The sequence below is a fragment of the Streptomyces sp. NPDC028419 genome (genome assembly GCF_055565515.1).
On the sequence record NZ_JBVHUE010000010.1, the window covers coordinates 19068 to 39787 of the forward strand.

General features: G+C 71.9%; 18 protein-coding genes. 7 read left to right on the forward strand and 11 right to left on the reverse strand.

All coding sequences use genetic code 11. The features are described from left to right. Positions 1 to 26: 26 nt before the first annotated feature. Both ACZ4UB_RS13915 and ACZ4UB_RS13920 read right to left on the reverse strand, forming a co-directional pair. Positions 27 to 578, reverse strand: coding sequence for an alkyl hydroperoxide reductase (locus ACZ4UB_RS13915; protein ID WP_468070317.1), 552 nt, complete (start codon positions 576 to 578; stop codon positions 27 to 29). A 3-nt stretch (positions 579 to 581) separates the two neighbouring features. Continuing rightward, complete coding sequence (locus ACZ4UB_RS13920) at positions 582 to 1136, reverse strand: peroxiredoxin (RefSeq protein WP_354379678.1); 555 nt, start codon at positions 1134 to 1136, stop codon at positions 582 to 584. 156 nt (positions 1137 to 1292) lie between these two features. Between ACZ4UB_RS13920 and ACZ4UB_RS13925 the strand changes: the two genes are divergently transcribed. Beyond that, complete coding sequence (locus tag ACZ4UB_RS13925) at positions 1293 to 2279, forward strand: hydrogen peroxide-inducible genes activator (RefSeq protein WP_468070439.1); 987 nt, start codon at positions 1293 to 1295, stop codon at positions 2277 to 2279. Between the two features lie 18 nt (positions 2280 to 2297). On the opposite strand, the gene ACZ4UB_RS13930 is transcribed toward ACZ4UB_RS13925, so the two are convergent. From ACZ4UB_RS13930 to ACZ4UB_RS13950, 5 genes are all read right to left on the reverse strand, one after another. Next, on the reverse strand, positions 2298 to 4652 hold the full coding sequence (locus ACZ4UB_RS13930; RefSeq protein WP_468070318.1) for an ABC transporter permease: 2355 nt from the start codon (positions 4650 to 4652) through the stop codon (positions 2298 to 2300). After that, the gene (locus ACZ4UB_RS13935; RefSeq protein WP_468070319.1) at positions 4649 to 5335 is read right to left on the reverse strand and encodes an ABC transporter ATP-binding protein; all 687 of its coding nucleotides are present in this window, start codon (positions 5333 to 5335) and stop codon (positions 4649 to 4651) included. The genes ACZ4UB_RS13930 and ACZ4UB_RS13935 overlap by 4 nt, the downstream gene beginning before the upstream one ends. Then, positions 5332 to 5856 (reverse strand): PadR family transcriptional regulator, encoded by a 525-nt coding sequence (locus ACZ4UB_RS13940; protein ID WP_468070320.1) that lies wholly within the window; start codon positions 5854 to 5856, stop codon positions 5332 to 5334. The genes ACZ4UB_RS13935 and ACZ4UB_RS13940 overlap by 4 nt, the downstream gene beginning before the upstream one ends. A gap of 111 nt (positions 5857 to 5967) precedes the next feature. Continuing rightward, a complete protein-coding gene (locus tag ACZ4UB_RS13945; RefSeq protein WP_468070321.1) occupies positions 5968 to 6252 on the reverse strand; it encodes a type II toxin-antitoxin system antitoxin in 285 nt (94 codons plus the stop codon). Continuing rightward, a complete protein-coding gene (locus ACZ4UB_RS13950) occupies positions 6249 to 7160 on the reverse strand; it encodes an SPFH domain-containing protein (RefSeq protein WP_354379672.1) in 912 nt (303 codons plus the stop codon). Before ACZ4UB_RS13950 ends, ACZ4UB_RS13945 begins: the two co-directional genes overlap by 4 nt. Before the next feature lie 231 nt (positions 7161 to 7391). Between ACZ4UB_RS13950 and ACZ4UB_RS13955 the strand changes: the two genes are divergently transcribed. Next, positions 7392 to 9677 carry a transglycosylase domain-containing protein gene (locus ACZ4UB_RS13955; RefSeq protein ID WP_468070322.1) on the forward strand — a complete coding sequence of 762 codons (2286 nt, stop codon included), beginning with the start codon at positions 7392 to 7394 and terminating at the stop codon, positions 9675 to 9677. Positions 9678 to 9791: 114 nt separating this feature from the next. Here the strand turns inward: ACZ4UB_RS13955 and ACZ4UB_RS13960 are convergent, their stop codons facing one another. The 3 genes from ACZ4UB_RS13960 to ACZ4UB_RS13970 form a co-directional block, all read right to left on the reverse strand. Next, positions 9792 to 12236: a SpoIIE family protein phosphatase gene (locus tag ACZ4UB_RS13960; protein ID WP_468070323.1), complete on the reverse strand. Its 2445-nt coding sequence runs from the start codon at positions 12234 to 12236 to the stop codon at positions 9792 to 9794. A gap of 276 nt (positions 12237 to 12512) precedes the next feature. Then, the gene (gene fomD / locus ACZ4UB_RS13965) at positions 12513 to 13304 is read right to left on the reverse strand and encodes a cytidylyl-2-hydroxypropylphosphonate hydrolase (RefSeq protein ID WP_468070324.1); all 792 of its coding nucleotides are present in this window, start codon (positions 13302 to 13304) and stop codon (positions 12513 to 12515) included. 122 nt (positions 13305 to 13426) lie between these two features. After that, a complete protein-coding gene (locus ACZ4UB_RS13970; RefSeq protein WP_468070325.1) occupies positions 13427 to 14839 on the reverse strand; it encodes a class II fumarate hydratase in 1413 nt (470 codons plus the stop codon). A 107-nt stretch (positions 14840 to 14946) separates the two neighbouring features. Between ACZ4UB_RS13970 and ACZ4UB_RS13975 the strand changes: the two genes are divergently transcribed. The 3 genes from ACZ4UB_RS13975 (at position 14947) to ACZ4UB_RS13985 (ending at position 17225) form a co-directional block, all read left to right on the forward strand. Further along, the gene (locus ACZ4UB_RS13975; RefSeq protein ID WP_468070326.1) at positions 14947 to 16470 is read left to right on the forward strand and encodes a ricin-type beta-trefoil lectin domain protein; all 1524 of its coding nucleotides are present in this window, start codon (positions 14947 to 14949) and stop codon (positions 16468 to 16470) included. A gap of 150 nt (positions 16471 to 16620) precedes the next feature. Then, positions 16621 to 16977, forward strand: a complete 357-nt coding sequence (locus ACZ4UB_RS13980; RefSeq protein WP_468070327.1) for a hypothetical protein — start codon at positions 16621 to 16623, stop codon at positions 16975 to 16977. Next, positions 16974 to 17225, forward strand: a complete 252-nt coding sequence (locus tag ACZ4UB_RS13985; protein ID WP_468070328.1) for a hypothetical protein — start codon at positions 16974 to 16976, stop codon at positions 17223 to 17225. The genes ACZ4UB_RS13980 and ACZ4UB_RS13985 overlap by 4 nt, the downstream gene beginning before the upstream one ends. 41 nt (positions 17226 to 17266) lie before the next feature. Here the strand turns inward: ACZ4UB_RS13985 and ACZ4UB_RS13990 are convergent, their stop codons facing one another. After that, complete coding sequence (locus tag ACZ4UB_RS13990) at positions 17267 to 18934, reverse strand: fumarate hydratase (RefSeq protein WP_468070329.1); 1668 nt, start codon at positions 18932 to 18934, stop codon at positions 17267 to 17269. 148 nt (positions 18935 to 19082) lie between these two features. Between ACZ4UB_RS13990 and ACZ4UB_RS13995 the strand changes: the two genes are divergently transcribed. Then, complete coding sequence (locus ACZ4UB_RS13995) at positions 19083 to 19775, forward strand: DUF1707 SHOCT-like domain-containing protein (protein ID WP_468070330.1); 693 nt, start codon at positions 19083 to 19085, stop codon at positions 19773 to 19775. Between the two features lie 163 nt (positions 19776 to 19938). Continuing rightward, positions 19939 to 20325, forward strand: coding sequence for a WhiB family transcriptional regulator (locus ACZ4UB_RS14000; RefSeq protein ID WP_354379663.1), 387 nt, complete (start codon positions 19939 to 19941; stop codon positions 20323 to 20325). Positions 20326 to 20720: the final 395 nt, after the last annotated feature.

Consider the following 20720-nt stretch of genomic DNA (forward strand, 5'->3'; position numbering starts at 1 on the left):
CGCGGGTAGCGCGGATCCGTGGGGTGTTACACGGTGGCGGTGGCCTCGGCGAGCACGGCCTCCGCGTCGAGGGTGACCGCGACGGCCTGGATCACCGAGGCGACCTTGAAGGCCTCCTGCACCGTCTCGCGGTCGACGCCGGCCTTGCGCAGGACCTGCTCGTGCGAGTCCAGGCACTGGCCGCAGCCGTTGACCGCGGAGACCGCGAGCGACCACAGCTCGAAGTCGACCTTCTCGACGCCCGGGTTGCCGATGACGTTCATCCGCAGGCCCGCGCGCAGCGTGCCGTACTCCGGGTCGGAGAGCAGGTGGCGGGTGCGGTAGAAGACGTTGTTCATCGCCATGATCGCGGCGGCGGACTTGGCCGCGGTGTAGGCCTCCGCGGACAGGTTCGCCTGGGCCTCCGGCTCCAGCTCACGCAGGACGCGCGGGGAGCGGGCGGCGATCGCGCAGGCCAGGACGGTGCCCCACAGCTGCTGCTGCGAGAGCTTGTCCTGGTTGCCGATGACCGAACCGAGGTTCAGCTTCAGGTCCTTGGCGAAGTCCGGTACGGCCGACTTCAGCGTGTCGAGGGACACGGGTCACTCACCGGCCAGCAGCGCGCCGGCGTCGAGGGTGCCCTCGCCCTTGTTCCAGTTGCAGGGGCACAGCTCGTCGGTCTGCAGGGCGTCGAGGACCCGCAGGACCTCCTTGGGGTTACGGCCCACGGAACCGGCGGTCACCATCGTGAACTGGATCTCGTTGTTCGGGTCGATGATGAAGACGGCGCGCTGGGCGAAGCCGTCCTCGCCCTGGACGCCGCAGTCGCGCATCAGCTCGTGCTTGGAGTCGGCCAGCATCGGGAAGGGCAGGTCACGCAGGTCGGCGTGGTCCTTGCGCCAGGCGTGGTGGACGAACTCGGAGTCGCCGGAGACGCCGAGGATCTGGGCGTCGCGGTCGAGGAACTCGTCGTTCAGCTTGCCGAAGGCGGCGATCTCGGTCGGGCAGACGAAGGTGAAGTCCTTCGGCCAGAAGAACACCACGCGCCACTTGCCCTCGTAGGCCTTGTGGTCGATCTGGGCGAACTCGCTACCGGCCTCCAGGGAGACACAAGCGGTCAGATCGTACGAGGGGAACTTGTCACCGACAGTGAGCACACGCACTCCAAGCGGAAGGGAAAGTGGCCCTTTTGGGGGCTTTCCAAGGGGGTTGGACGTATCTCACATGCTGGCACACCTGGATTGATTACAGAAATAGCTACTCTTGTGGTGGGTGATCGGAGGTACCTATCAGTGGCTGCCAGTAAGAGTGGAATGAAGGGCGCCGTGTCGGCCCCCGCCAAGAGCGGCGCGAAGACCGGCTCGAAGAGTGGCTCGAAACAGCCCACGCTGGCCCAGCTACGCGCCTTCGCGGCCGTCGCGGAGCACCTGCACTTCCGGGACGCGGCCGCCGCCATCGGGATGAGCCAGCCCGCCCTGTCCGGCGCCGTCTCCGCGCTGGAGGAGGCCGTCGGCGTACAGCTCCTGGAGCGCACCACCCGCAAGGTGCTGCTCTCCCCGGCGGGCGAGCGGATCGCCGCCCGCGCGCAGGTGGTCCTGGAGTCCGTGGTCGCGCTGATGGAGGAGGCCGAGGCGGTACGGGCCCCCTTCACCGGAGTGCTGCGGCTCGGGGTGATCCCCACCGTCGCCCCCTACCTGCTGCCGACCGTCCTCGGGCTCTTCCAGCGGCGCTACCCGCTGATGGACCTCCAGGTGCACGAGGAGCAGACCTCCTCGCTGCTGGAGGGGCTCACCGGCGGCCGCCTCGACCTGCTGCTGCTCGCGGTACCGCTCGGGGTGCCCGGGGTCACCGAAGTCCCGGTCTTCGACGAGGACTTCGTGCTGCTGGTCCCGCGCGAACACCCGCTCGCGGGGCGCCGGGACATCCCGCGCGAGGCGCTGCGCGGGCTCCAACTGCTGCTGCTCGACGAGGGGCACTGCCTGCGGGACCAGGCCCTGGACATCTGTCGCGAGGCCGGGCGCGGCGAGGGCGCGGACGTCACCACGACCGCCGCCGGGCTCTCCACCCTCGTCCAACTCGTCGCGGGCGGCCTGGGCGTCACCCTGCTGCCGCGCACCGCGCTGCGGCTGGAGACCACCCGCAACGAGTACCTCGCCACCGGGTACTTCGCCGAACCCGCGCCGTCGCGCCGGATCGCGCTGGCGATGCGGACGGGCACGGCCCGGGCGCAGGAGTTCCGGGCCGTCGCGCAGTCGCTGCGGCACGCGGTGCGCCCGCTCCCGGTCTGGACCGCCGAGTAGGCCGCGGGCCCGCGGCGCTCACTCGGTCCGCAGGCCGTCCGGGCGCATCATCCGCAGCAGCGGCGGCAGGCTGAGCAGTGTCACCAGGAGGACCAGGGCGCCGCCGGCCCCGACCATCGCCAGGATCACGTTCCACTCGATCACCACGGGCAGCCCCGTCATCCGCAACAGGACCGAACCCAGGGTCAGGCCCACGGCGCTGGCGAGGACCAGGGCCAGCGCGATCGGCAGCGCCGTCTGCCACAGCACCGACAGGCACAGCGTGCGGCGTGGGGTGCCGAAGGCGACCAGCGAGGACAGCAGCCGCGCCCGTTCGCGCAGTTGCTCCAGCTGCGCCACCAGCAGGCTCAGCCCGATGAGTACCAGCACCAGCACGGATCCGATGTACAACCCGCTCCGGATGGTGTCGTACTGGCCGTTGGTCTTGGCGTACTGGAGCTGGTACGCCCGGGCGAGCGGGTCCGCCCGGTAGGTGGCCGTGCGGACGTTCTCCACCGCCTCCGGCACCGCCGGGTCGAGCATGACGTACGCGTTCGCGAAGACCTGCGCGTCGGCCACCGGCGGTGCGACGGACGGAGTGGTCAGCAGGCCGGTGCCGAGGCCCCCGTCCGGGTCGAGGCGGGCGGAGACCTTCCGGACGCCCTGGGGGACCGTCCACTCGACCGGCTTGCCGTCGTCCGGGTCTCCCGACACGGCGCCCACGAAGAGCTTGGTGCCGGCCCCGGGCGGGACGGCGTCCGACGATCCGTCCGGGTTCGGGCTCCCCGTCAGGGCGAAGGAGTCGCCCTCGGCGCAGGTCTGGATCACCGCGACCTCGCGCAGCGCGTCACAGGTGCCCACGGTGATCTGGAGGCTCGACTCGCCGGCCGGCACTTTGGGGGCCGCGCTGGTCCTGGTCAGGGCGACGGTCTTGGTGACGCCCTCGGCCTGCGCGACCTTCGCGGCGATGTCCTCGATCCGCAGGTCGGACCCGGGCTGGCGGTCCGCGGTCACGGCCATCTGGGCCCGCGCGGGGTCGACGCCGACGAGGGAGGTGTACACGGACTCGGTGCCGGCGAAGAGGATCTGCAGCGCGATGGCCCCGGCGACCGCGACCGCGACGCCGTTGACCAGTCGGGCCGCCGTACCGCTGGCGACCTGGAGGCGGCGCACGGCGAGCTGCCAGGAGACGGGGCCGCGGGACAGTCGGGAGACGCTCCGCTCGACCAGCCAGGGCAGCACGGCGGTGATGCCCACGAGCAGCAGGACGACGCCCGTGCTCACCTGGCCCTGGTGGAAGCGCGTGGGGTCGTCGGTGCTCCGGTTCGCCAGCGGCGCGAGGAGCGCGATCCCGCCGAGCGGCGGCAGCAGCCGCCACCAGATCCGGCGCTTGGCGGGGGGCGCGGCCCGTACGACGCCCAGCGGTTCGATGCCCACGCCGCGCAGGGTGAAGAGGGTGACCGCGACCGAGAGCAGCGGTACGGCGACGGCGACGAGCGCCGCGAGCCAGGGGCTCGGGTCGAGATCGCCGGGGAAGACGCCGCGCCGCCCCAGCGCCGGGCTGGCGACCAACTGCCGTGAGACGAGGAAGAAGAGGACGCCGAGGCCCAGGCCGAGGACGGCCCCGGCCAGCGCCTCGCCCGCGGCGATCCGGCGCACCATCCGGACGTCGGCGCCGACCAGGCGGAGCGCGGCGAGGCGGCGGTCGCGCTGCTCGCCGCCGAAGCGGGTGGCGGCGGCGATGAAGACGGTGACCGGCATCAGCAGCGCGACGAAGGTCAGGACGACCATCAGGGCCAGGACCGGGTCGAGCCGGTCGCCTTCGTCGGCGGCGCCGAAGGCGTCGTAGCGCTGGACCTGTCCGTAGCGGGCGCCGCTGGTGCGCAGGTCGTCGGTGCCCGCGTAGAAGAACAGCTCGCCGGGGCCGATCAGGCCCGCATCGCCGATCACGGTGAAGGACTTGGCCCCGAAGCGCTCGCGGAGCCGCTGCCCGTCGGCGGACTTCAGCAGCGCGTCCAGGGCGGGGGAGACGGCGAATTCGTCCGGGCGGGGGAAGCGGGAGAGGCCGGGCGGGGCGGGGGCGTCCGGCCCCTCGGCCTTGATGCGGAACCCCTCGATGGTCTTGTGGTGGTACTCCTGGGAGGCCCGCGCGATCAGGAAGGTGTCCGGCCGGGGGCGCTCGGGGCCGGTCAGCGACATGTTCGTGCGGGCGTCGCCGCGGTCGGTACGGGCGGTCAGCGCGCTCGGCAGCGCGGTCGTGACCAGCAGCAGGGCGACGCCGAGCCCGACGCCGACCCCGGTGAGCAGCGTGCGGGTCCACCCCTGGCGGCCGCCGTTCAGGGCGAACCGGGCGCCCATGAGGAGGTCGCGGGCCCAGCCCTGCGCAGCGGTCATACGATGCGCTCCATGTCCTGCGTCCTGCCGTCCCGCACGACGACCTCGCGGTCCGAGAAGGCGGCGACCCGGGCCTCGTGCGTGACCAGGACGACCGCGGTGCTGGCGGCCCGCGCGGCTTCGGTGAGCAGCTGCATGACCAGTTCGCCGTTGAGCGTGTCCAGGGCGCCGGTGGGTTCGTCGGCGAAGACCACCCGGGGGCTGGTGACCAGGGCGCGGGCGATCGCGACGCGCTGGCCCTGGCCGCCGCTGGCCTCGCCGGGCCGCTGGGCGGCTATGTCCTCCACCTCCAGCCGGGTCATCCAGGCCAGGGCGGTGGCCTCGGCCTGTTTGCGCTTGACGCCGTTCAGGCGCAGCGGCAGGGCCACGTTCTCCAGGCAGGTCAACTCCGGGACGAGCTGGCCGAACTGGAAGACGAAGCCGAACTCGCTGCGGCGCAGGGCGCTGCGCTGGGCGTCGTTCATGGCGGACAGCTCGCGCCCGGCGTAGGTGATGGTCCCCGCGTCGGGCGCGACGATCCCGGCCAGGCAGTGCAGCAGCGTCGACTTGCCGGAGCCGGAGGGCCCCATGACGGCGACGACCTCGCCGGGGTGGATGGAGAACTCCGCCCCGATCAGGGCGGAGTTGGAGCCGTAGGACTTGTGCAGACCTTCGGCGGCGAGCAGGGAACCGGCGGGGATCACGGGCGCACCTCGTGGCGGAGCTGGTCCAGGCGGGCCGCGGTCAGCTCCAGCCAGCGCAGGTCGGCTTCCAGGTGGAAGAGGGCGTGGTCACAGATCAGTTGGGCGGCCAGGTCGCCCTTGCGCTTGCGATTGGTCAGCAGGCGCATCGTGCGCAGGTGCTCGGCGCGCTGGGTGTCGAGGAGCTGTTCGGCGCTGCGGCCGGTGAGCAGGGCCAGGACGACCTTGGCGTAGAGGGTCGACTGGAGGTAGGACTCGGGCTTCTCCGGGGACCCCAGCCAGACCTCGACGTCGGTGATCCCGGCGTCCGTGATGGCGTACCGCTTGCGCTCCGGACCGCCGTCGCCCTCGACGCCGTCGACCTCGACGAGGCCGTTCTCCAGGAGCCGGGCCATGGTCGCGTGGACCTCACCGTAGGCGAGCGGCCGACCCTGGCCGAACGTCTCGTCGAAGGCGCGCTTGAGGTCGTAGCCGTCGCGCGGCCCGGCCTCCAGGAGGCCGAGCAGTGTGTGACCTATGGACATGGACCGACTCTACCCACGGCGCACACGCCGCCCGCATACGAGGGCCGCGGGCCCGGGGCCGGCGCGCGAACGCCCCCGGCCCGGTGGGGCGGGGGCGTTCGCGCGGGCTCCCTATTCGGGAGCCGCCTTCGGGGGGCGGCCGCGGCGGGGCATCGGGCCCGGTGCGGAGGGGAGCCGGCCGGACTCGGCGAGCGCGCGGCGGAGCAGGAACTCGATCTGGGCGTTGGCGCTGCGCAGTTCGTCACCGGCCCAGCGGGCGAGGGCGTCGTACACCTGCGGGTCGAGCCGCAGCAGCACCTGCTTGCGGGCCGCGCGCCGGGCCGGGCCCGTGGCCGCCGCGGGTCGGTCGTCCTCGCCGGCCCCGTCGGGGGCCGGCGGCTCGCCGCCCGCCTTCACTGGTAGAGGGTTCCGGTGTTCACGACGGGCTGGGCCGCGCGGTCCCCGCAGAGCACCACCATGAGGTTGGACACCATGGCGGCCTTGCGGTCCGGGTCGAGGTCCACGACGTCCTCTTCCTGCAGGCGGGTCAGGGCCAGCTCGACCATACCCACGGCGCCCTCGACGATCAGGCGACGGGCCGCGACGACCGCGCCGGCCTGCTGGCGCTGGAGCATGGCCGAGGCGATCTCGGGCGCGTAGGCGAGGTGCGTGAAGCGGGACTCGATGATGTGGACGCCGGCCGCCTCGACCCGGGCGTGCAGCTCGACCGCGAGCTTCTCGGTGATCTCCTCGGCGTTGCCGCGCAGGGACAGGCCGCCCTCGTCGTGGGCGTCGTAGGGGTACTCGATCGCGATGTGGCGGACGGCGGCCTCGGTCTGGGTCTCGACGAACTCGGTGAAGTCGTCGACCTCGAAGACGGCGCGCGCGGTGTCCTCCACCTTCCAGACGACGACCGCGGCCAGCTCGATCGGGTTGCCGTAGGCGTCGTTGACCTTCAGGACGGCCGTCTCGTGGTTGCGCACGCGGGTGGAGATCTTGTCGCGGGAGGTCAGCGGGTTGACCCAGCGCAGGCCGTCGGTGCGGATCGTGCCCCGGTAGCGGCCGAAGAGCTGGACCACGCGGGCCTCGCCCGGCGCGACCGTGTTGAGCCCGCACATCGCGTAGAGCGAGCCGAGGATGACGACGATGCCGAAGGCGATCAGACCCGCCTTGGCGCCCACGGCGGTGAGGACGGCACCGGTGGCGATCAGGCCCGCTCCGAGCAGCAGCCCCAGCAGTCCGAGCAGCAGCGCCAGCCCGCCGCCCACGCTCTTCGCGGTGAACTCCCGTACCTGTGGCGCCGGCATTTCATTGATGTTCGTCATGGTTCGCCCCGTTTCGTTCAAGAGGAGCCGGTCGGACTCCCTAGCAAAGTGATATCACTTTTTTGGCGCACCGCAACTCTTCTGGTCTGCTAGGCGTCGGTTCATAGGGCGCGGGTGCTGATTCTCACGTCCGAATTGACCGTTATTGATCAGGATTGTGCAGCCCTTGTCACAGCCGCCGGTGTTAGCTTTCTGAGCTGACGTCGGGGGTTATTGAGCGGAGCGGGAGCGATGGGCCGAGCAGAAGCGCGACGGGCGCAGCAGCAGCGCGGGACGCGGCGTGCGTCGCGCGGTCGCGCGTCGAAGAGCGACCGCGGGAAGAGCGGTGCGGGCGCCGGCAAACGGACCGGCATACGCAGGTTCTTCACCTGGAAGAAGATCCTCGGCACCTTCTTCGGCCTGATCCTGCTCGGCATGGCGGCCCTGGTCGGCCTCTACTTCTACGTCGACGCGCCCAAGCCCAACGAAGAGGCGACGCTCCAGAGCAACGTCTACCAGTGGTCCGACGGCTCCGTCATGACCCGCACGGGCAAGTACAACCGCGAGATCCTGCCCTTCGACAAGGTCCCCGAGGACGTGCGCACCACGTTCATCGCGATCGAGAACAAGAACTTCTACAAGGACCAGGGCATCGACTTCAAGGGTCTGGTGCGCGGGTTCATCTCCACGGTGACCGGCAAGGGCAAGGCCGGTGGTTCGACGATCACGCAGCAGTACGTCAAGAACTACTACCTGAACCAGGACCAGACGGCGACGCGCAAGCTGAAGGAGATGGTCATCTCCCTCAAGACCGACCAGGACATGGGCAAGAACCAGATCCTGGAGGGTTACATGAACACCAGCTACTTCGGTCGCGGTGCTTATGGGATCCAGGCCGCCGCCCAGGCGTACTACGGCGTCGACGCGCAGAAGCTCACCCTGGAGCAGGGCGCCTACCTGGCCGCCGTCCTGCAGGCCCCCAGCTCCTACGACTGGGCGACCGCGGGCCCCAACGGCAAGCGCCTCGTCATGATCCGCTTCAACGCGACCCTCGACAACATGGTCGGCATGGGCAAGCTCGACGAGGCCAAGCGCAAGACCCTGAAGTTCCAGGAGCCCATCAAGCCCAAGCCCACCCCCGGGCGCGAGGGCCAGAAGGGCTACCTGATGGAGGCCGCCGACGCCGAGCTGAACCGGCAGGGCGTCCCCAAGGCCGCGATCGACGCGGGCGGCTGGACGATCAAGCTCAACATCGACAAGAAGAAGCAGGCCGCCCTGGAGAAGGCCGTCAACGACGAGCTGGAATCCAAGCTGGAGCGCAAGAACACCGCGGAGCGCCCGGTCGACCAGAACGTCCAGGCCGGCGCCACCTCGGTGGACCCGAAGACCGGGGCGATCGTCGCGATGTACGGCGGTACCGGCCAGGCCGAGAAGTGGTCCAGCAACGCGCTGCGCACCGACTTCCAGCCCGGCTCGACCTTCAAGCCGGTCGTGCTCGCCACCGCCCTGCAGAACGGCGCCAAGACGCAGGACGGCAAGCCGATCAACCCGAGCACCCTCTACGACGGCACCAGCGGCCGCCCGGTGGTCGGCAGCGACACCCCCTTCTCCCCGCAGAACCAGGACCAGGAGAACTACTGGGAGATCGGCCACAACGTCACCGTGCAGAGCGCGACCAACTCCTCGGTCAACTCCGTCTACGCGCAGATGACCGTCGACGCGAAGCCGCAGAAGGTCAAGGAGATGGGCCTCGCCCTCGGCATGCGGGACCGCGACGGCTGGCCCGCCGACAAGCCCGCCATGGCGCTGGGCACCATGAGCGCGAGCACCGTCGAGATGGCCGGCGTCTACGCGACCTTCGACCACCACGGCAAGAAGGTCACCCCGTCGATCATCAAGAGCGCGCAGAACCACGCGCGCACCTACAAGCCGGTGGTCCCCATCGGTGACCAGGTGATCGACACCTCGACGGCCGACACCGTGACGAAGGTGCTCACCGGAGTGGTCAGCGACGGCTCGGGCAAGAAGGTCTACAGCGACGCCTACCAGGCGGCGGGCAAGACCGGTACGACCGAGTCCAACTACGCGGCCTGGTTCACCGGCTACACCCCCGAACTGGTCACCGTCGTCGCGATGTTCGGTGAAGAGGTCAGCGGCGGCAAGCAGACCACCCTGACCGGGACCGCCGGTCTCGGCCGCGCGGGCGGCTCCAGCTTCCCCGCCGCCATCTGGAAGGCCTACACGCTGGCCGCGCTCTCGGGCGTCGACACCAGCAAGTTCGAGCTCCCGGACGCGGACATGGGCACCCCGCCCCCGAGCCCGACCCCGTCCACCTCGGCCTCGACCAGCCGCACCCCGGCGCCGACCAACAGCCGCTCCTCGTCCGGGTCGAGCAGCCCGAACCCGACCGGTTCGAGCTCGCGCAGCTCCAGCCCGGACCCCGGCCACTCCTCGCCCGACCCCGGCCACTCGTCGCCGGACCCGGGGCACTCCTCACCGGGCCCGACCCGTACCCAGGGCTTCCCGCCCTTCCCGTAGGCGCCGGCGCCCGCGGGCGCGCACGCACCACGAAGACCGCCGCCCGGCAGCAGGAACGCTGCCGGGCGGCGGTCTTCGTTCATCCGCGTCCATCGGGGGCCTGCGCGCGCCCGGTCACGGCCGGTCGGGCGCCGCCCCCGGCAGCGCCAGCTCGAACCAGACGACCTTTCCGCTGCTCAGTCGGGTGGCGCCCCAGCGCCGAGCCATCCGGTTGACCAGGAACAGGCCACGGCCGCCCTCGTCCGTGTCCCGGGCCCGGCGCTGGCGCGGCAGCTGCGGGGAGTCGTCCCCGACCTCGCAGCGCAGGACGTCCGTACGCAGCAGGCGCAGCGTCACGGGCCGCTCGGCGTACCGCACGGCATTGGTGACCACCTCGCTCACCAGCAGCTCCAGGGAGTCGCTCAGCTCCTCCAGGCCCCAACGGGTCAGGGCGCGGCGGGCGAAGCGCCGGGCGCGGCCCGGAGCGGTCTCCTCCGGGTCCAGGAACCAGTACGCGACGTCGCTCGGGGCGATCCCGTCGAAGCGGGCCGCGAGCAGCGCGATGTCGTCGTCCCGGTCGCCCGGCCCGAGCATGTCCAGGACGTCGTCGCAGAGCGCTTCCAGCGGCGGCGGGTGGTCCAGGCCGGTGAGCTGCGCGGTCGTGGCGAGGCGCTCGCGCAGCTGCTCGATGCCGGTCCACACGTCCCGCAGCCGGGACTCGACCAGCCCGTCCGTGTACAGCAACAGGGTGGCCCCGGCCGGTGCGTCCAGCTCGACGGCCTCGAAGTCGACGCCGCCGACCCCGATGGGGGCGCCGGGCGGCACCCTGAGCACCTCGGCGCGGCCGCCCAGGTGCAGCAGGACGGGCGGCGGGTGGCCGGCGTTGGCGATGGTGATCCGGTGCGAGACGGGGTCGTAGACCGCGTACAGGCAGGTCGCCATCCGGTCCGAGCCGAGCCGCTGGGCCTGCTCGTCCAGGTGGTGCAACACCTCGGCGGGCGGCAGGTCCAGCTGTGCGAGGGTCTGCGCGGTGGTGCGCAGCTGGCCCATGATCGCGGCGGAGGTCATCGAGTGGCCCATGACGTCGCCGACGACGAGGGCGACCCGGCTGCCGGGCAGCGGTATCGCGTCGTACCAGTCCCCGCCGACCCGGGCCGTCTCGGCGGCCGGGAGGTAGCGGCTGGCGAGCCGGACCCCGGTGGGCTGCGGGAGGCTGTCCGGGAGCATGGTGCGCTGGAGTTCGTCGGCGATGTAGGCCTCGCGGCCGTACAGGACGGCCTTGTCGATGCCGAGCGCCGTGTGGGTGGCCAGCTGCGCGGCGACGAGCAGGTCGTTCTGCTCGAAGGCGGGCCGGTCCGGGGTGCGCAGGAACACGGCGGCGCCGATGACCCGGCGCCGGCCCCGCAGCGGGGCCAGGATCGCCCGTTGGCCGCGCGGTACGGGGTGGTCCGCGCCCAGCAGTTCGGGCAGCGCGGCGCGCGCGGCGGCGGAGGACCCGAAGACGGGCCGCACCCCGCGCAGCACTTCGGCGAGGGCTCCGCCGGAGCGGATCTCGCACAGCTCGGCCGCGGGCAGGTCGCCCTGCGGTCCGACGAGCGCCAGCTGGCTGAAGTCCAGCTCGCCCCCGGCCCCGGCGACCGCGGAGAGGTCCAGCCCGGCGCCGATGGTGTCGCCGCCGCCGCGCAGGGCGTCGGTGAGGTCGTCGATCGGCCGCAACCGGTCGGTCCGGCGCAGCCTCAGGACGACGGGGCCGATGGGGCGCTCGTCGCCGACGGGCAGCGGATCGCGCAGGTACACGAGGATCGCGTCGGAGAAGGTGGGCACGGTGGCCCGGCACAGGCCGAGGACGATCTCGTCGAGGTCGATGCCGCGGGCGATCCGGCGGGTGGCGGCGCCGACGAAGCGGAGCCGGTCGCCCTCGCGGCGGGCGGCCCCCGGGTCCGGGACGCCCGGTATGCCGGCGGGGTCCCCCGCGGCGGCGCCCCAGCCGGAGCCGGAAGCGGAAACCCCGGCGGACGCGTCCGCGGGGCCGACCGCGGCGGGCGCGGGCCAGGTGGTCGCGGCGGGATCCGGCGCGGCGGCCGGCCCGGTGGCCTCGGGGTGCTCCGGCGCCGGTCCCGCCGCGGCGGCGTTGCGGGCGGCGGAGGCGTCCCGGGAGGGCGTGGTGCCACCGCGGCGGGCGGCCGGGATCGGGGCGGACCGGTCGCTGTCGGAGCCGCCACCGCCATCAGCACCGGAACCCGAAGCGGAGTCAGAACCGGAACTGGAACCGGGGTCGGGGGACCCGGGCCGGGTGTCCTGGGCGGCCGGGGCCGGGGTCTTGCCGTGGCCCGGGTCGTGACCCTGATCGTGGCCGCCGTCATGGCCGCTGTCGTGGCCGCGGATGTCGCCCCGGTCGTCGGAGCGGGGACCGGATCCGCCGCCCACGACGGAAGCGGTCGCACCAGTGGTCGCCGCACCGGAAGCTTCCGCACCCCGCCGTGCCGGGCGGGGCCCGGGCAGGTCGGAGCCGCCCGGCGCCGGTGTCGCGGCGGCCGCGGCAGGCTGCGGGCCCTCGTACGAGGTGGGGTACTCCGTCACGCGTGGAATTCCGTCCGTTTGCGCTGGATGTGCGCTGCACTCAACTCGGTCAGTCGCGGTATACCCGCTCAGCGGCGGGGGCACCGTCGCCCGCGGCACCTCCCCACACTTCGTCGGGGGGACCCCCGCCTCTCCATCCCTCTCGGTCTGCGTTGACCTCCGGTCAAGTCCCGCGCACAACACGTCAATTACGGGTGTACACCCTCGCATGAAGCCCTGTCTGCAAGCTTGCGGAGGCTGATCCTACGTTTGGCACCCGGGGGCGCATCAAGGGTCTCATGAGGTCATATGCGCCGGGGTGCGGTCCCAGTCCTCGGGCAGTACCGGAACCTTCCAGCCCGGATCGGGCCGCCAGTTCTCCCAGCCGTCGGAGAACGGCGCCCCCCACTCCTCGATCAGTCGCACCGCCGCCCGCCCGGCTTCCCGCACCCGCTCGGCCGTCCCCTCGTCGATCAACCCGCAGCGCAGCGCCTGCGCGAACTCGTCCTCGTCCCGCCACGTCCAGGTGCGGTCGGGGTAGACGGAGATGTCGAGGAAGTGGTCCACGGAGTCGATGCCGCCGGACCATCGGGTCCTGGGCTCCTCAAGGTTCACGTACCAGCTCCGGAAACGCCAGCCGTGGTCCCAGAACAGCCAGACCGACCACGGATCGTCGGGCCGGGCCAGCTTCAGCACGCCGGTGCCGAACCACCGCGAGCGGGCGGTGGTGCGCGGGGCGGTGTAGCGGGTGGCCAGCGGCTCGTCGTGCACCGAGGTCCCGTCGGCCAGCACCGGCTTGACGAGCTCGGTGTCCGGGGCCATCCACACGGCCAGCAGCTCGGGCGTGTCCTGGACTACCGTCACCGGACGGCAGATGTGGACCGGCCCCTCCGGGCCCGGGGCGTGGTCGCGGTAGCGCCACAGGACGTGCTCCCCGGGCGCCCAGCGCGAGCCCGTGGCGGCCTCGTGCGCGCCTTCGTACGCGCCCTGGCGCGCGTCGCCGTACGGGCGGCCGCCTGCATCGCCGCGGGCGCCGCCCCGGGCGTCACCGCGCGCCCCGCCGCCCCCGCGGCCTCCGGTACCTGTCATGCGCAGATCTTAGGGCTGGGCCCCCCGCGCCCGCTGCGGTGCAGGTCACGGAGGGGTTCGGGGACGGCATTCGACCGAAATCCGGCCCTCGCCCGAGGAGCCTGTGGGTGGGCAGGGGCGGGTCAGGGGTGGGTCATCCGCAGCACGTCAAGGGCTTCGTCGAGCTGCTCCAGGGTGAGCGAGCCGCGCTCGATGTAGCCGGATTCCAGCACGACCTCGCGGATCGTCTTGCGTTCCGCGAGCGCCTTCTTGGCGACCTTGGCCGCTTCCTCGTAGCCGATGTAGCGGTTCAGCGGGGTCACCACGGAGGGCGAGGACTCCGCGTACTCCCTGGCCCGGGCCGCGTTGGCGGTGATCCCGTCCACCGTGCGGTCGGCCAGCAAGCGGCTCGCGCTGCCCAGCAGTCGGATCGACTCCAGGAGGTTGCGGGCCATCACCGGGAGCATCACGTTCAGCTCGAAGTTGCCCGCCGCGCCGGCCACGGCGACCGTGGTGTCGTTTCCGGTCACTTGGGCGGCCACCATCAGGACGGCCTCGGCGACGACCGGATTGACCTTTCCGGGCATGATCGAAGAGCCCGGCTGGAGATCCGGGAGATTGATTTCGGCCAATCCGGTGCGCGGTCCCGAGGCCATCCAGCGCAGATCGTTGGCGATCTTCGTGAGCGAGACCGCGACGGTGCGGAGCATGCCCGAGGTCTCCACCAGCGCGTCCCGCGCGCCCTGGGCCTCGAAGTGGTTGCGGGCCTCGGTGAGCGGCAGCCCGGTCTCGGCGGCCACTTCGGCGATGACCGCGGCGGAGAATCCGGGCGGGGTGTTGATCCCGGTGCCGACCGCGGTGCCGCCCAGCGGCAGTTCGGCGAGCCGGGGGAGCGCCGCCCGGAGCCGCTCGACGCCGTAGCGCACCTGGGCCGCGTAGCCGCCGAACTCCTGTCCCAGCGTCACCGGGGTGGCGTCCATCAAATGGGTGCGTCCCGCCTTGACCACCCCGGCGAACTCGTCGGACTTGCGCTCCAGGGCGGCCGCGAGGTGCTCCAGGGCCGGGACCAGCTCGCCGGTGACGGCGGCGGTGGCGGCGATGTGGATCGAGGACGGGAAGACGTCGTTGGAACTCTGCGAGGCGTTGACGTGGTCGTTGGGGTGCACCTCGCGCCCCAGCCGCTCGGTGGCCAGGGTCGCGATCACCTCGTTGGCGTTCATGTTGGACGAGGTGCCGGACCCCGTCTGGAAGACGTCCACGGGGAAGTGCGCGTCCCAACGTCCTTCGGCCACCTCGGCGGCGGCCGACCGGATGGCGTCGGCGACGTCCCGGTCCAGGACGCCCAACTCCGCGTTGACCTTGGCGGCCGCGGCCTTGACCCGGGCGAGGGCGGCGATGTGCGCCCGTTCCAGGCGCTGCCCGGAGATGGGGAAGTTCTCCACGGCGCGCTGGGTCTGGGCCCGCCACTTGGCATCGGCGGGGACCAACACCTCGCCCATCGAATCGTGTTCCACGCGGAATCCCGCCGTCTGACTGGCCTGCTGGTCTTCGGTCATGTTCGTGGCCTCCTCAAAAAGTTGAGCAATTGTCTTGTTCGAAGTGTTCCCAACTCCCCTACCGGCCAGTAAATACCGGGGGTAACACCGACACCGGGGAGACATCCATGGCCCGCACCACACCCAGGCTCAGATCTACCGTCGCCGCGGTCGCGGCGATCGCGGCCGCCCTCGGCGGCGTCACCGCCATCACCCCCATGGCTCAGGCGGCCACCACCGCCCCGGCCGCGGCGACGCCCCTGTCGCCCGAACTGGAGGCGGTCCGCGCGGCGGAGGCCACCAAGATCTACGGCGACCCGGCGATCCGCCCCGTGGCCGACCGCAAGACCGGGCTGATCTCGCTGGGCGACAGCGAGATCTCGGGCGAGGGCGTCGGCGCCTACGACCCCGCGACCAACACCTCGTCCAACCAGTGCCACCGCTCGCCGGACTCGGCCATCCACCGCACCGGCATCCCCGCCGACCTCACCTTCAACGTGGCCTGTTCCGGCGGCTACACCGGCAACATCCGGATCGGCGGCAGCAAGCAGTACGCCGACGAGCTGGTCCAGAGCGACAACCTCGCCATCAAGGCCCGCAACACCCGCATCAAGATGGTGCTGCTGGTCGCCGGGGCCAATGACGACCTCCAGTTCGGCCCCGTCATGACCGACTGCGTGACCCGCTGGGTGCTCAGCCAGGGCACCTGCGAGCCCAAGTACGGGCCGGGCTGGCAGGCCCGGGTGGACGGCCTGCGGCCCAAGGTCGAGTCGACGGTCGCCGACCTCAAGACCGTCATGCGGGACGCCGGTTACGCCGACACCGACTACAAGCTGGTCGTGATGGGCTACCCGAGCCCGATCGGCCCCGACTTCTACGACAACCCGAACTTCCCCGGCAAGCTCCCCGGAGGCTGCGCGGGCTACGACTCGGACGCCGCGTGGGGCCGCAACTACGCGGTGCCCACCTTCGAGAAGGGCATGCGCGCCGCCGCCCTCGCCTCCGGCGCCTACTACCTCGACAACTCGCGGCTCTTCAACGGCCACGAGGTCTGCATGGAGGACACCTGGGCCCGCGGCCTCTACCTGGACCTGGGCGACCACTTCCCGTGGGACGAGAACACCGCCCGGCAGTCCTTCCACCCCAACTACCGCGGCCACGGCGCCTTCGCGTCCTGTCTGACCCAGCTCTACGACTCCGGCCTGCGCGAGGCCTCCTGCGCCGACCCGGCGAGCACCGGCACCCCCGTCCTGCAGGCCGGGGCCTGGGACGACCTGTACAAGCCGCTGAAGAACGAGGCCAATGGCACCTGCGTCGACACCAACGGCGGCTCCAGCGCCAACGGCACCGCGCTCCTCGGCTGGGACTGCCACGGCGGCCGCAACCAGGGCTGGTGGTACGACGCCCCTCGCAAGTCGCTGCACGTCGAACTGACCCAGGACCGCTGCCTGGACGTCCCCGGCGCCAACTACGGCGCGGGCACCGGCCTGATCATCTGGAACTGCCACGGCGGCGCGAACCAGCAGTTCGTCCGCAACGGCGCCACCCTCCGCCCGCAGGCCGCCCCCGGCATGTGCCTCACCGTGGGCGCCCCCCACGAAGCCGTACGCCTGCAGCCCTGCAACGGCGCGACGAACCAACGCTTCGCGTAACCCCCACCCGGCACCGCCACCACCCCCGCACCCCCACCCGGCCGGCGCACCCCGGCCGGGTGTTCCGCGTACGCTCCGGGCGGGCGGAGCTGCGCGCCCACCGGCGGCGGGGGATGGATACTCTGGCCGGGGCACCCCTTGGAGGACACCGTGACCACACAGCCGGACCACGGCGCGGCGCTGATCCCGCGACCTGAGCGCACCCCGGACGCCGTGCGCGTCGCCGTCGCCCGCATCGCCCCCCACCGCTTGGCGGAGCTGGAGCAGCACAAGGAGAACGCGCTGGCCGCCGCCATCCGCAGCGGGAAGGTCGGCCATCTCACTCACTGGCTCGACTGGTGGATGCGCGAGGTGGAGATCGAACGGCGTCCGGACCTCTTCAACCGCCGCAACGACGCCCTGGTCGCCCTCCACCGCACCACCGGCAAGGACGATCCGGCCTTCCGCCCCGCGATGGACGAGCTGGCCGCCGTCGAGGCCGAGGCCGCGCAGGCGGTGAGCGAGTGACCTGGAGGTGGGAGTACGACCCCACTGAGGAGTACGTCACCGCAGGCGCCCCGCCCGCCTTCGTGGCAGAGGTGGAGAGGGCCGCCGACGAGCTCGTGCGAGCAGCGGAAGCCCTCTACCTCGACGGAACCCTCTACCGGGACATGGGGCCGAAGGGGGCCGTCATGAACCTCGACGACGGCATGTTCGTCTACCTGACCATCCCGAGAAGCGAGTGCGTCTACATCCGTCAGGTGACCTACCTGTAACCGGGCCGGGGCGCCTCGCGCGCGCACGGCCCGGCCGTCGGTTACGCCAGGCCCGGGCCGCGGACCGGGATGTGGGTGAAGGTGGGTTCCGGGGCCGGGTTCTGGAAGAAGTCGTTGCCCTTGTCGTCGACCACGATGAAGGCCGGGAAGTCCTCGACCTCGATCTTCCAGACCGCCTCCATGCCGAGCTCCTCGTACTCCAGGACCTCGACCTTCTTGATGCAGTCCTGCGCGAGGCGGGCCGCCGGGCCGCCGATCGAGCCGAGGTAGAAGCCGCCGTGCGTCCCGCAGGCGTCCGTGACCTGCTGCGAGCGGTTGCCCTTGGCCAGCATCACCTTGGAGCCGCCCGCCGCCTGGAACTGCTCGACGTAGGAGTCCATCCGGCCGGCCGTGGTCGGGCCGAAGGAGCCGGACGCGTAGCCCTCGGGGGTCTTCGCCGGGCCCGCGTAGTAGACCGGGTGGTCCTTGAGGTACTGCGGCATCGGCGCGCCCGAGTCCAGCAGCTCCTTGATCTTGGCGTGCGCGATGTCGCGCGCCACGACCAGCGGGCCGGTCAGCGACAGGCGGGTCTTGACCGGGTGCTTGGTCAGGGTCGCCAGGATCTCGTCCATCGGCTGGTTGAGGTCGATGGAGATGACGTCCGCCGAGTCGGCGAGGTGCTCGTCGGTGGTCTCCGGGAGGAAGCGGGCCGGGTCGCGCTCCAGCTGTTCCAGGAAGACGCCCTCCGCGGTGATCTTCGCGGTGGCCTGGCGGTCCGCCGAGCAGGAGACCGCGATGGCGACCGGGAGGGACGCTCCGTGGCGGGGGAGGCGGACCACGCGGACGTCGTGGCAGAAGTACTTGCCGCCGAACTGGGCGCCGATGCCGATCTTCTGGGTCAGCTCGAAGACCTGCTGCTCCAGGGCCTCGTCGCGGAAGCCGTGGCCCAGCGCCGAACCCTCGGTCGGCAGCTCGTCCAGGTAGTGCGCCGAGGCGTACTTCGCGGTCTTGAGCGCGTGCTCCGCCGAGGTGCCGCCGACCACGATCGCCAGGTGGTAGGGCGGGCAGGCCGCCGTGCCCAGCGAACGGATCTTCTCCTCCAGGAACTTCATCATGGAGGCCTCGTTGAGGACCGCCTTCGTCTCCTGGTAGAGGAAGGACTTGTTCGCCGAGCCGCCGCCCTTGGCCATGAAGAGGAACTTGTACGCGCCGCCGTCGGTCGCGTACAGCTCGATCTGCGCGGGCAGGTTCGAGCCGGTGTTCTTCTCCTCCCACATGGTGATCGGGGCCATCTGCGAGTAGCGCAGGTTGAGGCGGGTGTAGGCGTCGTAGATGCCGCGGGACAGGGCCGCCTCGTCGGCTCCCGAAGTCAGCACGTTCTGGCCGCGCTTGCCCATCACGATCGCGGTGCCGGTGTCCTGGCACATCGGCAGCACGCCCGCCGCCGCGATGTTCGCGTTCTTCAGCAGGTCCAGCGCCACGAACTTGTCGTTCGCGCTGGCCTCGGGGTCGTCGATGATCCGGCGCAGCTGCGCGAGGTGCGCGGGGCGCAGGAAGTGCTGGATGTCGTGGATGGCCTCTTCGGCGAGCGCGCGCAGCGCCTCGGGCTCGACCTTGAGGAACGTACGGCCGTCGGCCTCGAAGGTGGAGACGCCCTCCGCGGTCACCAACCGGTAGGGGGTGGTGTCCTCGCCCAGGGGCAGCAGGTCGGTGTACGCGAACTCCGGCATCGTGTGGCCAATCCTCACTCGGCAGACAGCGCTGGCGCCCAATTGGCAGCGCAGTCCTCCAGCGTAGGACCTCTTCCGCCGGCTCCGGCTGTGAGGTAAGGCTCACTCAGCAGTATCGCGATCTATCGTGTCTCGCTATGCTGGGGGCGTGGACTTCGAAAAGCACCCCGCCGCGCCCGCGCCCGCAGCCGAATCCGCGCCCGTCGCGCTGCGCGCTTCCGACGCCGACCGTGACCGCATCGCGCAGATCATCGGCGACGCCCTCGCCGAGGGCCGGCTGACCGCGGAGGAGCATGCGGAGCGCCTCGACGCCCTCTACGCCGTCAAGACCGTCGCCGAGCTGGAGGTGCTGGTCCGGGACCTCCCCGCCGCTCCGGGAGCCGCCTACGCCGCCGCCGTGCCCGCTTCCGGTCCCGCCTGGCCGGTTTCCGGACCGCCCGGTGGCGGTTACGTCGAGAACGTGGTGGCGGTGTTCAGCAGCGCCACCCGCAAGGGCCGCTGGCGCCCGGCGTCCCACACCCGGGCCGTCTCGGTCCTCGGGGACATCACCATCGACCTCACCGAGGCCGTCTTCGAGCAGCAGGTCACCGAGATCAACGTGACCTGCGTGCTCGGCAACGTCGAGGTCAAGGTCCCGGAGAACGTCACCCTGCGGGGGTACGGCAGCGGGGTCCTCGGCAACTTCGAGGTGCACGGCGAGGGGGAGGCCGTCGCCGACCCGCAGGCGCCCGTCGTGATCGTCCGCGGCTTCACCGTCCTCGGCAACATCGAGGCCCGTCGCAAACTGGGCTCCCGCCTCGTCGATCTCGCGGAGAGGTTCCGCAAGCGTCTGGAGGGCTGAGCCGTCTCGTTCGGTTCACGGCCGAATGGTTCCGTTTGGCTTCCGGATGCGGTGGATTCCGGTCGAACTTCCCCCGGGTGGCACAGAGTGCATAGGGGGGCGTACAGCGGGTAGGGACAGGTGCATCGTCTCTCGCTCGCGAATACGTCGTCAGGAGTAGACCGTGCAGCATCCGCCGCATCAGTCCCTGCAGGTAGCCACCGTGCAGAGCGTTCGGGGTATCCCGGGCCCACGGACGCCCGCGAGGGAAGAGGACGGCCCATGGCACGCGGAGGCGGTGTGCCGGCGGGATGAGGCGGGCCTCTTCTTCGCTCCCTCCAAGGAGCCCACGGCGGCTCGGCTGGCCCGGGAGGAGGCGGCCAAGCGGGTCTGTGCCCGCTGCCCCGTGATGGTCGCCTGTCGGGAGCACGCGCTGCTCCAGCCCGAGCCGTACGGGGTGTGGGGCGGGCTCACCGCTGCCGAGCGGCGGGTGGTGCTGGCTCGGCGGCGGCGGCGGGCGGCCGAGTTGCGGCAGGGGCCGGGGTCCGAGCCGATCGCTGCCGCGGGCTGAGTGGTTCGACCGGGCCGTCGGGTCCGCCGGGGCCGTCCGTCCGCCCGGGCGGTTCGGCGCGGCGCGGCGCCGCTGCCGGGGGGCTCCGCCCCCGGACCCCCGCGCCTCAAACGCCGGCGGGGCTGTATGTGGCCCCGGCGGGCTGGATGTGGCCCCAAACGGGGCTGTATGTGGCCCCCCGCGGGCTGGATGTGGCCCCAGCGGGCTGGGTGTGGCCCCAAACGGGGCTGGGTGTGGCCCCCGGCGGGCTGGGGTGTGGCCTCCGGCGGGGCTGGATGTGCCCCCGCGCCTCAAACGCCGGCGGGGCTGGATGTGGCCCTCGGCGGGGGTGTCGGGGCCCCGTGGGTGTGTCGGAGGGGCGGTCCCGCCGCACGCGGTGACCGCCCCTCCTGGTG

Bases quoted from the DNA above. Each gene is read 5' to 3' on its own strand.
- ACZ4UB_RS13970 (WP_468070325.1), bottom strand. From the start codon at position 14,839: ATGACCGAAGACCAGCAGGCCAGTCAGACGGCGGGATTCCGCGTGGAA.
- ACZ4UB_RS13930 (WP_468070318.1), bottom strand. From the start codon at position 4,652: ATGACCGCTGCGCAGGGCTGGGCCCGCGACCTCCTCATGGGCGCCCGG.
- ACZ4UB_RS13955 (WP_468070322.1), top strand. From the start codon at position 7,392: ATGGGCCGAGCAGAAGCGCGACGGGCGCAGCAGCAGCGCGGGACGCGG.
- ACZ4UB_RS13925 (WP_468070439.1), top strand. From the start codon at position 1,293: ATGAAGGGCGCCGTGTCGGCCCCCGCCAAGAGCGGCGCGAAGACCGGC.
- ACZ4UB_RS13950 (WP_354379672.1), bottom strand. From the start codon at position 7,160: ATGACGAACATCAATGAAATGCCGGCGCCACAGGTACGGGAGTTCACC.
- ACZ4UB_RS13975 (WP_468070326.1), top strand. From the start codon at position 14,947: ATGGCCCGCACCACACCCAGGCTCAGATCTACCGTCGCCGCGGTCGCG.
- ACZ4UB_RS13940 (WP_468070320.1), bottom strand. From the start codon at position 5,856: ATGTCCATAGGTCACACACTGCTCGGCCTCCTGGAGGCCGGGCCGCGC.
- fomD (WP_468070324.1), bottom strand. From the start codon at position 13,304: ATGACAGGTACCGGAGGCCGCGGGGGCGGCGGGGCGCGCGGTGACGCC.
- ACZ4UB_RS13990 (WP_468070329.1), bottom strand. From the start codon at position 18,934: ATGCCGGAGTTCGCGTACACCGACCTGCTGCCCCTGGGCGAGGACACC.